The sequence below is a fragment of the Acidovorax sp. ST3 genome (genome assembly GCF_003231145.1).
Lineage (GTDB): Bacteria > Pseudomonadota > Gammaproteobacteria > Burkholderiales > Burkholderiaceae_C > Acidovorax.
Window position 1 is genome coordinate 504962 of record NZ_QKVP01000002.1, and the last position, 13447, is coordinate 518408.

A 13447-nucleotide genomic window follows, 5' to 3' on the forward strand; every position below is an offset into this window, starting at 1 on the left:
AAGCGCCAGATCCATTTGCGCTTGCAGCTATCAAAAACAGAGCAACTCAGTGCCCTACAACAGACCGCACCGTGGCGGCGCTGCGAACGCACGCACCGCCACGGCACCCACAACGGCAGGGGGACGACTACTTGGACAAGTCCACGCCGTACTTCGACGTGCCCTTGCCCGAGCCATCATCGGCCGCCAGCAGCGACACGTTGCCCAGCCCGGCTGCCTGTGCCACGCTGAGCGCATTGGCGCCTGAGCTGAACACCACCGGCCCCGCCACTGTGGCCTTGGCAAAGCGCCAGCTCTTGGCCGCGCCGTTGGCGGTGCGGGTCACTGCCGGGTTCTTGCGGATGTAGTCGATGACCACATCGCGGTTCGCGTCGGGCGAGGCCCAGATGGTGCCCGAGCCGTCCAGCTTGTCGATAAAGCTCTTGCCGCTGGTGGCGCGGTAGTTGTTGGTGGCGATCACAAACTCCTGCGCCCCATCGATGGGTTTGCCCAGGTAGGTCAGGTTCTTGATGCGGCTGCCCACGGGCTGGGTCACGTCGATCTCGTACTGCATGTCCGCAGTGGTGAACATGTCGAAGTTGTAGCCCGGGAAAGTGCTGATGAGCTGCTGCTCGGTGGTCTTGGCCGGGTCGATCTGGTTGAAGCGCTTGGCAGCGGCTTCAAGCCAGTTCTTGATGTCCGCGCCGTTCACCTTCACCGCGTACACCGTGTTGGGATACAGGTACAGGTCGGCCGCGTTGTTGATGGCCAGCGGGCCCACGGCCACGTCGGTGTAGTCGGCACCGCCCTGGAAGCCGCTCTTGAACGGCGCGCTCACCGACAGCACGGGCAACGCAGCGTACTGCGGCAGGCTGGCCTTGATGTAAGCCGCCACATAGGCCTGCTGGGCCTGGTTCACGATCTGGATCGCACCGGGGTCACCCACATCAGCAAACAGCGTGCTCATGCGGAAGTCAGTCTGGCCGATCGGTGTCTTCACATACTGGATTGCAGCTTGGTGCTGCGTCTCGATCAACGGGGCGATAGCAGGGTCTGCATCCACAGTCACCGTGGCGCCTGCAGCATTCTTGCTCTGGATGTTGCGCAGCTCGCTCTTGCTGGCGGACTTGTTGACCACCCACTTGCTGCCGTCCCACTGCAGCGCCAGCTGCACCACGCCCAGGGCCTTGCCCCACGAGCTGGCCATCACGGCGGGCACGCCGTTCACCGTGCCCGCCTTGTGGTCCACGCCCGGCAGGTTGAAGCTGGGGGTGGCTGCGGTGTCGGGGAACACGCCGTGCTGGTGGCCCATCACCATGGCATCAATGCCCGCCACCTTGGACAGGTACAAGCCCGGGTTCTCCATGGTGGCCGAGTAGGCGGCACTGTCGAGCCCGCCGTGCAACAGCGCCACCACGATGTCGGCGCCCTTGGCGCGCAGCTCGGGCACGTACTTGTTGGCGGATTCCACGGCACCTTCCGTGTAGACCTTGCCTTCGAGGTAGCGCTTGTCCCAGTTCATGATGCCGGGGGTGGTGAAGCCGATCACACCAATTTTGATCGGCAGCTTCACTTCCTTGCCATCGGTGCCCTTGGCCACCAGCGTGCGTTCCAGCAACGTGTAAGGCTGCACCAGCGGCTTCTTGGTCTTGTTGCTGTACACGTTGGCCAGCACGGCGGGGTAGCCTGCACCTGCGCATTTCTTGGTGGCATCGACCCCATCCACGTCCAGCCCGCCACCCAGCACCTGGTTCAGGAAGGGCAAGCCGTAGTTGAACTCGTGGTTGCCCAGCGTGCCCGCATCAAAGCCCAGCGCGCCCATGGCCTTGTACATGGACAGCTGCTGCGTGCAAGGGATGGGGCTGACGGTGGCCTCGTAGTCGGCCAGCGCAGTGCCCTGAATGGTGTCGCCGTTGTCCACCAGCAGCGTGTTGGCAAACTCCTTGCGGGCAGCGCGCACCAGCGTGGCGGTGCGCTCAAAGCCGTAGCTCTTGTCTTCGGCCAGCTTGAAGTAGTCGTAGCTGCGCACATTGAAGTGCAGGTCGGTGGTCTCCAGCACAGTCAGCGTGGCTGTGGCGCCCGCGTTGCTGCTGGCGTTGTCGCTGCTGCCGCCACAGGCGGCCAGCGACGCAGCCAGCGCCACCACACCCAGTACGGCGACACGGCGTGAAACCTGCGAAGGGGAAATCAGAAAACCCAGAATGCGTTCAGACATGAACAGTCCCTGTTGGAAACAAGGGACCGAGTGTCTGGGCCGGGTTTGACAGCGGTGTGACGTGGCAACGTCGATGCAACACCCTCGCCGCACGCGGCAGTCAGCGGGCCTCATAGCGGCTCAATCGATGCGGTGCACGTCGCCGTTGTGGGGCGATGCACTCTCGTGGAACAGGTCTTCCAGAAACTGCACGAGTTCATGCTCTTCGACAAAGTCGGGGATCACAAAGCCCGAGGGCGTGCGCTTGCCGTCAGCGCCCACGCGGTAGGCCTGCCATAGCGCGCCTTCGCGGCGCACTTCGACGATGCGGCCGAACACATTGAAGCGCGGGTACCCATGGGCTTCCGGCTGTTGAGCAGGTGTGGGGAATGGTTCAGCGGCAGTCATAGGAGTTTGTCCAGACGCGAGGGAGCCGTCAGGTTCGCACCGAGGCGATCAAGTCCACCTCCACCGTTGCGTTCTTGGGTAGCTGCAGCACTCCGACCGACGTGCGGGTGTGGGCGCCGGCCTCTCCCAGCACGGCAAACAGCACCTCCGACGCGCCATCGGCCACCTCACTTTGCTGCGTGAACGTGGGCGCCGACTGCACATACACGGTGATGCGCAGGATGGACTGCACGGCATCCAGCGAACCCACGGCGCGCTGCAGCAGCGCCAGCGCCCGCATCGCGCAAACCTTGGCGGCCTTTTGCGCATCGGCCAGCGAGGCATCGGCCCCCGCCGCGCCCGTGACGACCACCGTGTCGCCCACGCGCGGGATCTGCCCGCTCAGGTAGATGTGGTGGCCGTCACACACCAGCGGGACGTAGTTGCCACCAATCTTGATCTCGCCATCAAAGCGGTAGCCCAGTGCCTGGGCCTGTTCCTCAAATCGCGCATCGCGTGACATGGACATGGGTCTCCTGAAAAAACTGCCGTCTTCGCTGCGGGCTACATGAAGCGCGCAAAAGGGTCTACCAGCGAGGCGATAGACCCGGTGCCGGCCGCCCCACCCTCGTCACGCCGCGCCGATTCATGCCCTGCAGGCACCGGCACGGCGGGCAAGGGCTGCATGCGGCGGCCATACACGCGCTGCACGCGGTCGTCGAGCGTGGGGTGGGTGTCCAGCCAGCGCTCCATGCGGCTGCGGCCGGGTACGTCCACCAGCAGCATGTGCTGCACAGCCGGGTGGGCCAAGCCGGTGTGGACGGGGTTCTCGGCATACCCGGCCGGGGTGTCGCGGCGCTGGGCCATGACCTTGCGCAGCACACCACCCAGGCCATCGCGGCTGCGGGTCCATTGCACCGCGCGTGCGTCGGCCAGATATTCGCGCTGTCGCGATACGGCGGCCTTGAGCATGCGGCCGGTGAGCCAGCCCGCAAAGCCCGCCACCATGATGGCCGAACCGAACCACCAGGCCAGGCCCCGGCGCTCGCGCATCGTGTCACCAAAGTTGTAGACCAGCTCCAGCCCGAACACCATGCCCGCCAGGCGCATCTTCAGGCGAGTGTCGCCCTCGTGTAGATGGCTCAGCTCATGCGCCACCATGCCCTGCATCTCTTCGCGTGTGAGGTAGTCCAGGGCGCCCTGCGTCACGGCAATGACGGCGTCGCTCTCGTCCCACCCGGCAGCGAACGCGTTGATGGCATCGGTGCGCGGCATGACCATGATCTGCGGGCGCGGCATGTGCGCGGCAATGCACAGCTCGTCCACGATGTTGGACAGCCGCTGCTCGGCGTGCGACAGCGACGGGCGCAACTCGCGCGCGCCCACACGCTGTGCCAGCTTGACACCACCTGCACGCAAGTTGGACGTCTCTACCCACCAGCCGCCCAGCACCAGCATCAGCGAGACCCCCACATTGGCGGCCAGAAAACCTTGGGGGAAGGGCAAGTGCACGGGCAGCACCGCCACCATCAGCCACCAGGCCAGCGCCAGGGCCGCATGCACGGCCGCCACCAGAACGACCACAGCGAAGGCAAAACCCAGCAGCAGGCGGCGCGTCTCGCTGCGCGCGTTGTGCTGGTGATCCCAGAACTTCATGGATGCGGCAATGGAAGGGTCAGAACTTCACCCGGGGCGCGGCGCGCTCTTCGTCGGACTGCGTGGACGCCAGCATGGGCGCGGGCGCAAAACCCAGCAGGCGCGCGACGATGAGGTCCGGGAACTGCGCCGCCGCATCGTTGAACTCCAGCGCCTGGTCGTTGTAGGCCTGGCGTGCAAAACCGAGGCGGTTTTCAGTGCTGGTGATTTCTTCGGACAGCGACTGCATGGTGGCGTCGGCCTTGAGTTCAGGGTAACTCTCGGCCACCACCATCAGGCGGCCCAAGCTGCCGCCGAGTACGCCCTCTGCCGCTGCCAGCGCGCCCATGGCGCTGGCGCTTTGCGGTGCGGCACGCACCGCTGCAGCCGCACCCTGCGCCTGGCTGCGGGCCTTGATGACAGCCTCTAGCGTGGCGGCCTCGTGCGCGAGATAGCCGCGCGCCACCTCCACCAGGTTGGGAATCAGGTCATACCGGCGCTTGAGCTGCACATCGATCTGACCAAACGCGTTGGCAATGCGGTTGCGCAACTGCACCAGCCGGTTGTAGACCGCCACAGCCCACAACCCCACCGCGACCAGCACAACGACCACGACCCATGCAGTTGCCGACATACCCCACCTCCTGAATTTGTTGGAGGGAGCATCTTAGAGCCTGCGGAAGAAGCCTCGGGAAACCCGTAAGGGCGCCCTGCAAGGGTGCAAAAGAGGGCCGCCTTGCGGGCTGGCTACACCCCTTTGTTGCGCATCCAGTCGGCCGTGCCCATGAAGCTTTCCTTCAGCCGCACGCGCAGGTCGGTGGGCACGCCGGTCTCGCCCATGGCCTGGTCCATGCAGGCCACCCACTGGTCGCGCTCCTTGATGCCGATGGCAAACGGCATGTGGCGCGCACGCAGGCGGGGGTGGCCAAACTGGTCGGTGTAGTACGACGGCCCGCCCAGCCAGCCGCACAGAAACATGAACAGCTTTTGCCGGGCCTGGCCCAGATCGCTGCCATGGGCGGCACGCAGCTCGGCGTAACCGGGCTCCAGGTCCATCAGGTCGTAGAAGCGCTCGGTCAGGGCGCGTACGCGTTCTTCGCCGCCGATCCATTCAAAAGGGGTGGTGGCCACGGGGGCCTCTGCGGCGGAGGACGAGGGGGTGGATTCCATGGGGTTGGCAAAAAGAGGTTGCCAGGCGGTGTCGGGAAGCCTTGGATTATAGAAATCCGGGCCTTGTCATGCGCCTGCAGCGCGTGGGGGACAGCCGCGCATCGACACCCGTTGCCCTGCGCTCCGTTACTCCAGCACCGCCCGCAGCTGCCGCGTGGTCACCGCCAGGCGCCGGGCGCCGATCTGGGCCAGGTTGTTCATCACCGTGAGGGCCGCCTCAGGATACTGCCGGGCCCAGGCGTCGAAATGCGCGCGCGACAACCGCACCAGGTGCGCCGGGCCACGTTCGGCGCCCGCGCAGGCACTGCGGGCCGCACCGTTAAGGAAGGCCATCTCGCCAAACGCCATGCCCGGACCGACGGTGGCCAGGCGCAAGCCCTTGTCGGGCGGCCATTGGGTCACCAACGTGATGTGGCCGGACTTGACCACGAGGAGGTCATGGTCCGTATCGCCCGCATGGAACACCACACCATGGGGTGCAACGGCCTGCGGCACCAGCAGTGCCTGCAAGGCCTCGGCCGCGGCCTTGGGCACGCCCTCGCCCACTTCGCCCAGCACATCCCGCTCGGGGTGCACGGGGCGCTGCTCGATGGGCCGCTGGGACAGAATGCCCACCTCGGCCCATTCCAGCGCCCGGTCCAGGTCGGCAAAGGCGCGCACATGCTCTCCGGCATGCTCGGCGGCCATGAGGTCCAGGGCTGCAACGGCCGCGGCGATGCCCTGCTGGTCCAGGTCACGCACCAGCGCCCGCAGTTGGGCCATTGCCGTGCTGTCCCACGCAGGCACACGGCCCGCGTCCAGAATGACCCAGCGATGGCGCGGCAGCAGCAGCATGCGCACCTGCTCGGCCAGATGGGCGGCCACCCCAAAAGACATCACGCCTTGCAGCTCAAACACAGCCACCTGGTTCATGCGCGGTGTCAGCCAGCTGTCCGACCCGGCACGGCGCAAGCGCCGCGAGCGCAGCTCGCCATCCAGACGCACGTGGCGCAGCACCGTGGCGGCAGAGTCGTGCAGCAGCACAAACGTGGCCACCACCAGGCCAGCCACCAGCGCCCCCACGCCCCCCATCACGGCAAACACCAGCGCCACCAGCCAGCTTTGCGCCCAGGTCACCCGCGACCGGCGGGCGTAGCCCAGCGACCACATGAGCCCCGGCACCTGCATCAGGCCCGCCAGCACCAGCCCCCCTGCCAGACAGGCCATGGGCACCCAGTGCAACCACCACGCACCGGTGACCGCCACCCCCAGCATGATGGCGGCGTGCCAGCGCGGGGCTTCGCGCGAGGCCCCCGCCTGCGCCAGCACGATGCGCGAACGCGAGGCGCTGGTGGATGCGGGAATCATGCCCACGAGCCCGCACAGTGCACCCAGCAGGCTCTCGCGGCGCAGGGCCAGGTTGGCGTTGCCGCGCAGGCCGTGGTCCAGCTCCAGCTCCTGGTTGAACACCAGAATCTCCAGGCTGTTGACCAGCGCCATCAGCACCGCCAACACCACCAGGGCTGAGCCCTGTTGCCGGGCCAAGGCCATCCAGGGAATGCCGGTCCAATCGGGCAACATGGGCCAGGCAAACACGCTGGGCGACACGGCTGGCACGAACACGCTGCCCAGCCCCACGCCCCATACCCCTGCTAGCGCCACGGCCAGTGCCACCACGGCCACCGCCGACAGCAGCCCCGGCATGCGGGGCCAGCGCCGGCGCAGCCCCCAGGCCAGCACCACCACGGCCAGAGCCGCCAGCAGGTGCCAGCCGGTGCGTGCGTCCCATAACGCATCAGCCCCCGCGCCAAAACCATTGCGCACCTGGCCTACCACCATCGACAAGCCCACACCGGCTGCAAACCCGTGGGTGACCGAGATGGGAAGAAACCGCGCCACCGACGCCAGCCGCAACACCCCCAACAGCCACTGGAACACAAAGGCCAAAGCCACCGTGGCACCGCTGACCGCCAGTACCTGGCGCGCGCTCAGGCCCAGGCTGGGGGCCGCGCCGTGGGCGGTTGCCAGCACGGCAGCAAACAGCAATGCCACCACCGTGGTCGGTGCATACACGACTCCGGCCCGGGGCGTCGCCAAGGTCAGCAACAGGCCGGGCAATGCGGCCGACCACAACGCCAGCGCGGCCAGAGAATGTTCCCCCGCCAGCGGCGCAAATGCCAGCAGCCCCAGCCCCACGGCATGGGGCACGGTGACCGCCGCCGCCGACCACGCCGCCGCTGCCCCCGAGGGCTGCGGCGCTGACGGCCCGACCTCTGCCCCCGCCGAAGGCCCGGCACGGCGATGCAGCGAGGCAGTCACGGGTGCGGTCGGTGGCATGGAGGTGTCTAGCAAACCCCGGGCATTGCGCGCCTACAGGCTGCGCGCTGCAAAGGTGTCGCAGGTCTTGACACTGCCGCTTTGCAGGCCGCTGTTGAACCAGCGCTGCCGCTGGGCGCTGGTGCCGTGCGTGAAGCTCTCGGGCACCACGGCGCCGCCGTTGGCCCGCTGCAGCGCATCGTCACCAATCTTGGCGGCGGCGTTCATGGCTTCTTCCACATCGCCCTGCTCCAGGATCTGCCGGGCCTTCTGGGCGTGGTGGGCCCAGACCCCCGCAAAGCAGTCGGCCTGCAGTTCCAGCCGCACCGACAACGCGTTGTATTCGACCTTGCTCACACGGCCCCGCATCTGGTCCACCTTGGCGCTGATGCCGAGCTGGTTCTGCACATGGTGGCCCACCTCGTGGGCAATCACGTAGGCCTGGGCAAAGTCGCCGGGGGCTCCCAACCGGGTCTTGAGAGTTTCGTAAAAGCCCAGGTCGATGTAGACCTTCTGGTCAGCCGGGCAATAGAACGGGCCCATGGCGGCCTGGCCCGTGCCACAGGCGGTGGGCGTGGCGCCCCGGAACAACACCAGCCGCGGGTCCTGGTAGCGCCCGCCGCCCTGGCGGAACAACTCGCCCCACACATCCTCCGTGTCCGCAAGCACCGTAGACACAAAACGTGCCATGGTGTCATCGGCCGGAGGCCGGTGGGCAGGGGTATGGGGCTGTGTCTGGACCTGGGGCGCCGGGCCGCCACCGCTGAGCAACCCCAGGATGGTCAAAGGGTTGATGCCCAGCACCCAGCCACCCACCAGCGCGATCACGATGGTGCCGATACCGATGCTGCGCCCCCCGAAAACCGGCGATCCGCCGCCACCTCCGTCATCGCGGCGGTCTTCCACATTGTCGGACTCGCGATTGCCTTCCCATCTCATTGCATCTCTCCAGCGCCCTCACGGCGGGGCGGCCAAGCCTGCATGTTACGCGCCGGGACGGCCCCGGCGTGGACGATTTACGATGTGTTCCACCCCGCTTCAGCCCGCCTTTCATGACATCCATGGCCCCTGACACCCCCCACAGCACGCCCCAGGCCGGCTCGGCCATCCTGCTGACTGGCTTTGACCCGTTTGGCGGCGGCGCACACAACCCCAGCTGGCTGATTGCGCAAGCGCTGCACGGCCAGCGCATTGCAGGGCACCAGGTGGCGGCCGCGCAGTTGCCCACGGTGTTCGGGCAGTCGTTGCAGCGGCTGCAGTCGCTGCTGCAGGAGCACCAGCCCTCCATCACGCTGTGCCTGGGTCTGGCAGGCGGACGGGCAGCGCTGTCCATCGAGCGCATTGGCATCAACATCAACGATGCGCGCATCCCCGACAACTGCGGCGCCCAGCCCATCGACACCCCGGTGCAGGCCGACGGGCCCGCCGCCTACTTTGCCAGCCTACCCATCAAGGCCATGCTGCGTGGCGTGCAGCGGGCAGGCGTGCCCTGCGAGGTATCGCAGACCGCAGGCACTTTTGTCTGCAACCATGTGCTGTACGGGCTGATGCACTTGCTGGCGCAGGGCGCTGCCCCCCAGGGAGCGCGTGGCGGCTTTGTGCATGTGCCCTGGCTCAGCGGCCAGGGCGAGCCCCATCTGCCCCTGCGCGACATGGTGCGCGGCATCCATGCGGCCTTGTGGGCGGCGGTGCTGGCCCCGCAGGACATCGCGCTGCAGGCAGGGGCCACGCATTGATGAACTACCGCGTACAGCCAACCTGAGCCGAGACCGCCCTGCCCTGTGGCCCCGTACCCGGCGTCGGTGAGGGGTTCTCCGCTCCCAGGCCGCCGGCACGCTGTGTAAAGTCCGCGCATGCCTTTTGCCCCCTCTTTCGCACCCCCTGGCCTGCTGGACGCGGCAGCTACCGCTGCGCGCCTACCCTGGTCCGAACTGGCCGATGAAATAGCCGCCTTGCTGCAGGACAACAGCGTGGTGGTACCCCAGCGGACCGTGCTGCCGCTGGCACAAGGCGGCAGCCTGTTTGTGATGCCCGCCACGGATCAGGCGGTGGCCATGACCAAGCTCATCACCCTGACCCCGGGCAATGCGGGCACCGGGCGCCCGTCGATCCAGGGCGATGTGGTGGTGTTTGACATCGCCACGGGCGAGCGCAGGCTGGTGCTTCATGGCCCCACCGTCACCGCACGGCGCACCGCCGCAGCGTCGCTGCTGGCCGCCCAGCGGCTGGCGCTGGTACCACAAGGGCCTTTGCTCATCGTAGGCGCAGGGGTGCAGGGCCTGGCGCATGCCGAGGCCTTCATCCACGGCCTCGGCGTGCGCGAAGTGTGGATCGCCTCCCGCAGCCGCGCCAGCGCCGAGGCCCTCGCGGCGCAAGTGCAAGCGCTGGGCGCCCAGGCTCGGGTGGTGCCCGACGCCGACGCCGCCATGCCTCATTGCCCGCTGATCGCCACCTGCACCACCGGCAAGGCCGTGGTGCTGAGCGCCCCGCCCCGGCCCGACACCTTCATCGCAGCGGTGGGCGCCTTCACGCCCACCATGGTGGAGCTGGCCCCAGGCCTGTGCCAGCACATCGCGCAGCACGGGCGCATCGTGGTGGACACCAGCGATGCGCTGCACGAAGCAGGCGATCTGTTGCAGGCAGGCCTGGATGTGGCCGCGCTCCCCACGCTGGGCGATGTGGTGCGTGACCACCGCAATGCGGCGCTGAAGCACCCACCGGGCCCCGTGTTGTTCAAAAGCTGCGGCTGGGCTGGCTGGGACCTGGCAGCAGCCCGGCTGGCGCTGCGCAATGCCACCCGGGCCCCGGCAGCAATGGACTCTGTGACCGCAACGCCCGCATGATGTTCATCACCCGCTTTTCAGACCACAGCCTGCGCATGCAGATCGCGCTGGTGTTCGGCACGCTGGTGGTGGGCCTTTCGGTGTTGCTGTCGCTGGGGTTTGGCGAACTGCTCAAGCACCGCATCCGGCGCGATGCAGGAAACTCGTTGCAGGTGGTGGCTGAGAATGCCGGCAAGCTCCTGGCTCAAGGCCTCATGCAACGCAGCCTCGAGGCCGAGGTGATGGCGAGCGCTGAAGTGGTCTGGTCCAAGGGACTCGACTCTGCCGAGGCACAGCACATGCTGGCCCGCAGCCAGGCCATGCAACCCACCAATGTGTGGATTGGCGTGGCCGACGCCCAAGGGGTGGTGCGCAACGCCACGGGTGGATTGCTGGTGGGGCAGAGCGTGGCCCAGCGCCCCTGGTTTCAGCAAGGGCTTGACGGGGTGCACGTGGGCGACGTGCATGCAGCACAGTTGCTCGAATCCCTGCTGCCCCCCACCGCGACGGGCGAGCCGCACCGTTTTGTGGACTTTGCCGCCCCCATCCGCATCGGGCCCACCACCGTGGGCGTATTCGCCATCCATGGCAGCTGGCAATGGACCCGCGAGGTGCTCGAAAGCCTCACGCCCGCTTCGTCTGACGAGAGCGCGCTGGAACTGTTCATCTTTGACCGGCAAGGCACCCTGATCTTTGCCCCCGGCGGGCGGACCGAGGTGATGAGGGCCGCCGGGCAGCGGCTGCCTGAGGGCATTCAGATCAACAATAACCGCGACGGCGGCGGCAACACGCAGACCGCCGTGGCACGGTGGCAAGACGGCAAACGCTACCTGACCGCAGCCACCCAGCTGCAACCACGCAACGCTGCCAGCGACCTGGGCTGGCGCATCGTGGCGCGCCAACCCGTTGAGCTGGCTTTTGCTGAGGCGGATGACACTGTGCAGCTGGCACTCGCCATCGGTCTGGCCGCTGCGCTGTTGGCCTCGGCCCTGGCCTGGCTGGCCGCCCGGCGCCTGAGCGTGGACCTGTATGCGCTGGCCGATGCCGCCAGCGCGGTGGAGGCAGGCCGCCCGGGCAGTGACATACCGGCCATGCAGAGCAGCCGCGAAGTGCAGCAGCTCTCGCAGTCGCTGGGCAGCATGACGCACCGTCTGCTGGCCGCCCGTGAGGCGATGGAGGAAAAAGTGCGGTTGCGCACACTGGAACTGGAGGCGGCTAACCGCGCCCTGGACCTGCAGGCGCGTACAGACGCCCTGACCGGCCTACTGAACCGGCGCGGCTTCGAGACACAAATGGCCTTTGCCGTGGCGCTGGCGCGGCGCAGCAGCCGTCCGTTGAGCCTGATCACCGTGGACGTGGACCACTTCAAGCGGGTGAACGACACCTACGGACACGAGGCGGGGGACGAGGTGCTGCGGCGCCTGGCGCGCACGCTGGAGTCCCGCCTGCGGGGCTCAGATGTGGTGGCCCGGCTGGGGGGCGAGGAGTTTGTGGCGCTTTTGCCCGACACCGACCTGAACGGCGCCCAATCGATTGCACAAGCCCTGGTCGCGGCCATGGCGGAGCAGCAGGATCCGGTGGTGGGGACGATCACCGTCAGCGCGGGCGTGGCCACGATGCGCGGCGCGGAAGACAACGGTGCCGCCATGCTGCGGCGGGGCGACGCGGCGCTCTACGAGGCCAAGGGGCAGGGACGCAATCGGGTTTGTGTGGAAGCTTGAGCGGACGTCAGAGCATTCCGAAAACAAGCACCTGTCAGTGCCCGCTGGATACTGCCCCGGCCTCCAGCACCGGCGCATCGAAGTACGGCCGCAGCTGGCCCGCCAGTTCCTGCAAGCCGGCATCCGTCGCCTGGGCTGCCAGGGCCAGCCGCTCCAGCGCGTAAGGCCGGTGGCCCAGCATCATCGACATGTTCACGCAATGGCCTTGCGCGGCCATGCGCAGCACGAAGTCGTTGAGGAGTTCACAAGGCCAATAGGTGTTGGTGTGGGTGTGGTGGGTGTGACAGTCCGCGTCTGCAGGGTCCGGCGCCGTATCAGCCGACTGAAACGCTGAGGCCACCGGCGAAGCGGCTGGCATTTTGGCTTTGGCGGCGACCGCAGCGCCCTGCGCAGGTGCCAAGGCACGGACGGGCGCAAAGAAAAAACTTGAGGCAACAGCGGACATCAGCATGGCGGGACTCCATCAGCCCCCATCTCCCGGGAGGCATGTCACCGATGCTAAAAAACTTACCGATGCTTGCATTTCAGCCAAGGCGCATGGCGCTTGTAGGACACCGCCCCTGGCCACAGGGCGGGTACCCAGCGCGCCGCCGAGGCCGTCAGGCCTTGGGCAGCGTCACGCCCACCTGGCCCTGGTACTTCCCGCCCCGGTCACGATAGCTGACCTCGCAGACGTCGTCCTTGTCGCTTTCGAAGAACAGCACCTGGGCGCAGCCTTCGCCGGCATAGATGCGTGCGGGCAACGGCGTGGTGTTGCTGAACTCCAGCGTCACATACCCTTCCCACTCGGGCTCGAACGGGGTCACGTTGACGATGATGCCGCAGCGCGCGTAGGTGCTTTTGCCCAGGCAGATGGTGAGCACGTTGCGCGGGATGCGGAAGTATTCGACCGTGCGGGCCAGCGCAAAGCTGTTGGGAGGGATGATGCAGCTGTCGCCTTCGAAATCGACAAAGCTCTTTTCGTCGAAGTTCTTCGGGTCCACCACGGTGCTGTGGATGTTGGTGAACACCTTGAATTCGGGCGCACAGCGGATGTCGTAGCCGTAGCTGCTGGTGCCGTAGCTGATGATCTTGCGGCCCTCGACCTCACGCACCTGACCGGGCTCGAAGGGCTCGATCATGCCGTGCTCGGCCGCCATGCGGCGGATCCATTTGTCGCTCTTGATGCTCATAGCAGAACTCCCTGCGCTGTGGCCCGCACAGTGGTGGTCTGCCGGGCGCTATTAAATACGTAGCTGGTAGCG

The 13447-nt window shown here is 67.1% G+C and carries 13 protein-coding genes; 3 read left to right on the forward strand and 10 right to left on the reverse strand.

The genetic code is table 11. The features are described from left to right. Positions 1-127 precede the first annotated feature (127 nt). The 8 genes from DNK89_RS07200 to DNK89_RS07235 all read right to left on the reverse strand — a co-directional run bounded on the left by DNK89_RS07200 (position 128) and on the right by DNK89_RS07235 (position 8599). Entirely contained in the window at positions 128-2194 is a 2067-nt protein-coding gene (locus DNK89_RS07200) for a bifunctional 2',3'-cyclic-nucleotide 2'-phosphodiesterase/3'-nucleotidase (RefSeq protein ID WP_110959515.1), read from the reverse strand. A 120-nt stretch (positions 2195-2314) separates the two neighbouring features. Then, a complete protein-coding gene (locus DNK89_RS07205; protein WP_082753478.1) occupies positions 2315-2581 on the reverse strand; it encodes a hypothetical protein in 267 nt (88 codons plus the stop codon). A 28-nt stretch (positions 2582-2609) separates the two neighbouring features. Next, positions 2610-3083 (reverse strand): RidA family protein, encoded by a 474-nt coding sequence (locus tag DNK89_RS07210; protein ID WP_110959834.1) that lies wholly within the window; start codon positions 3081-3083, stop codon positions 2610-2612. 41 nt (positions 3084-3124) lie between these two features. After that, positions 3125-4216, reverse strand: coding sequence for a M48 family metalloprotease (locus DNK89_RS07215; RefSeq protein ID WP_110959516.1), 1092 nt, complete (start codon positions 4214-4216; stop codon positions 3125-3127). A 19-nt stretch (positions 4217-4235) separates the two neighbouring features. After that, positions 4236-4829, reverse strand: coding sequence for a LemA family protein (locus DNK89_RS07220; RefSeq protein ID WP_015012900.1), 594 nt, complete (start codon positions 4827-4829; stop codon positions 4236-4238). Positions 4830-4942: 113 nt separating this feature from the next. Then, a complete protein-coding gene (locus DNK89_RS07225; protein WP_110959517.1) occupies positions 4943-5365 on the reverse strand; it encodes a group II truncated hemoglobin in 423 nt (140 codons plus the stop codon). A gap of 126 nt (positions 5366-5491) precedes the next feature. After that, positions 5492-7681, reverse strand: coding sequence for a SulP family inorganic anion transporter (locus DNK89_RS07230; RefSeq protein ID WP_110959518.1), 2190 nt, complete (start codon positions 7679-7681; stop codon positions 5492-5494). A 33-nt stretch (positions 7682-7714) separates the two neighbouring features. Further along, positions 7715-8599, reverse strand: a complete 885-nt coding sequence (locus DNK89_RS07235) for a neutral zinc metallopeptidase (RefSeq protein WP_110959519.1) — start codon at positions 8597-8599, stop codon at positions 7715-7717. Between the two features lie 122 nt (positions 8600-8721). On the opposite strand from DNK89_RS07235, the gene pcp reads away from it, so the two are divergent. The 3 genes from pcp (at position 8722) to DNK89_RS07250 (ending at position 12203) form a co-directional block, all read left to right on the forward strand. Next, positions 8722-9396, forward strand: coding sequence for a pyroglutamyl-peptidase I (gene pcp, locus DNK89_RS07240; RefSeq protein WP_110959520.1), 675 nt, complete (start codon positions 8722-8724; stop codon positions 9394-9396). Positions 9397-9513: 117 nt separating this feature from the next. Then, the gene (locus DNK89_RS07245) at positions 9514-10503 is read left to right on the forward strand and encodes a delta(1)-pyrroline-2-carboxylate reductase family protein (protein WP_110959521.1); all 990 of its coding nucleotides are present in this window, start codon (positions 9514-9516) and stop codon (positions 10501-10503) included. Continuing rightward, a complete protein-coding gene (locus tag DNK89_RS07250; RefSeq protein ID WP_110959522.1) occupies positions 10500-12203 on the forward strand; it encodes a sensor domain-containing diguanylate cyclase in 1704 nt (567 codons plus the stop codon). The genes DNK89_RS07245 and DNK89_RS07250 overlap by 4 nt, the downstream gene beginning before the upstream one ends. A 34-nt stretch (positions 12204-12237) precedes the next feature. Here the strand turns inward: DNK89_RS07250 and DNK89_RS07255 are convergent, their stop codons facing one another. Both DNK89_RS07255 and dcd read right to left on the reverse strand, forming a co-directional pair. Continuing rightward, complete coding sequence (locus DNK89_RS07255) at positions 12238-12654, reverse strand: hypothetical protein (protein WP_238990717.1); 417 nt, start codon at positions 12652-12654, stop codon at positions 12238-12240. Between the two features lie 148 nt (positions 12655-12802). After that, positions 12803-13375 carry a dCTP deaminase gene (gene dcd / locus DNK89_RS07260; protein WP_015012892.1) on the reverse strand — a complete coding sequence of 191 codons (573 nt, stop codon included), beginning with the start codon at positions 13373-13375 and terminating at the stop codon, positions 12803-12805. Between the last annotated feature and the right edge of the window lie 72 nt (positions 13376-13447).

Coding starts and splice junctions, on each gene's coding strand:
- DNK89_RS07200 (WP_110959515.1), bottom strand. CDS start 2,194: ATGTCTGAACGCATTCTGGGTTTTCTGATTTCCCCTTCGCAGGTTTCA.
- DNK89_RS07205 (WP_082753478.1), bottom strand. CDS start 2,581: ATGACTGCCGCTGAACCATTCCCCACACCTGCTCAACAGCCGGAAGCC.
- DNK89_RS07210 (WP_110959834.1), bottom strand. CDS start 3,083: ATGTCACGCGATGCGCGATTTGAGGAACAGGCCCAGGCACTGGGCTAC.
- DNK89_RS07215 (WP_110959516.1), bottom strand. CDS start 4,216: ATGAAGTTCTGGGATCACCAGCACAACGCGCGCAGCGAGACGCGCCGC.
- DNK89_RS07220 (WP_015012900.1), bottom strand. CDS start 4,829: ATGTCGGCAACTGCATGGGTCGTGGTCGTTGTGCTGGTCGCGGTGGGG.
- DNK89_RS07225 (WP_110959517.1), bottom strand. CDS start 5,365: ATGGAATCCACCCCCTCGTCCTCCGCCGCAGAGGCCCCCGTGGCCACC.
- DNK89_RS07230 (WP_110959518.1), bottom strand. CDS start 7,681: ATGCCACCGACCGCACCCGTGACTGCCTCGCTGCATCGCCGTGCCGGG.
- DNK89_RS07235 (WP_110959519.1), bottom strand. CDS start 8,599: ATGAGATGGGAAGGCAATCGCGAGTCCGACAATGTGGAAGACCGCCGC.
- pcp (WP_110959520.1), top strand. CDS start 8,722: ATGGCCCCTGACACCCCCCACAGCACGCCCCAGGCCGGCTCGGCCATC.
- DNK89_RS07245 (WP_110959521.1), top strand. CDS start 9,514: ATGCCTTTTGCCCCCTCTTTCGCACCCCCTGGCCTGCTGGACGCGGCA.
- DNK89_RS07250 (WP_110959522.1), top strand. CDS start 10,500: ATGATGTTCATCACCCGCTTTTCAGACCACAGCCTGCGCATGCAGATC.
- DNK89_RS07255 (WP_238990717.1), bottom strand. CDS start 12,654: ATGCTGATGTCCGCTGTTGCCTCAAGTTTTTTCTTTGCGCCCGTCCGT.
- dcd (WP_015012892.1), bottom strand. CDS start 13,375: ATGAGCATCAAGAGCGACAAATGGATCCGCCGCATGGCGGCCGAGCAC.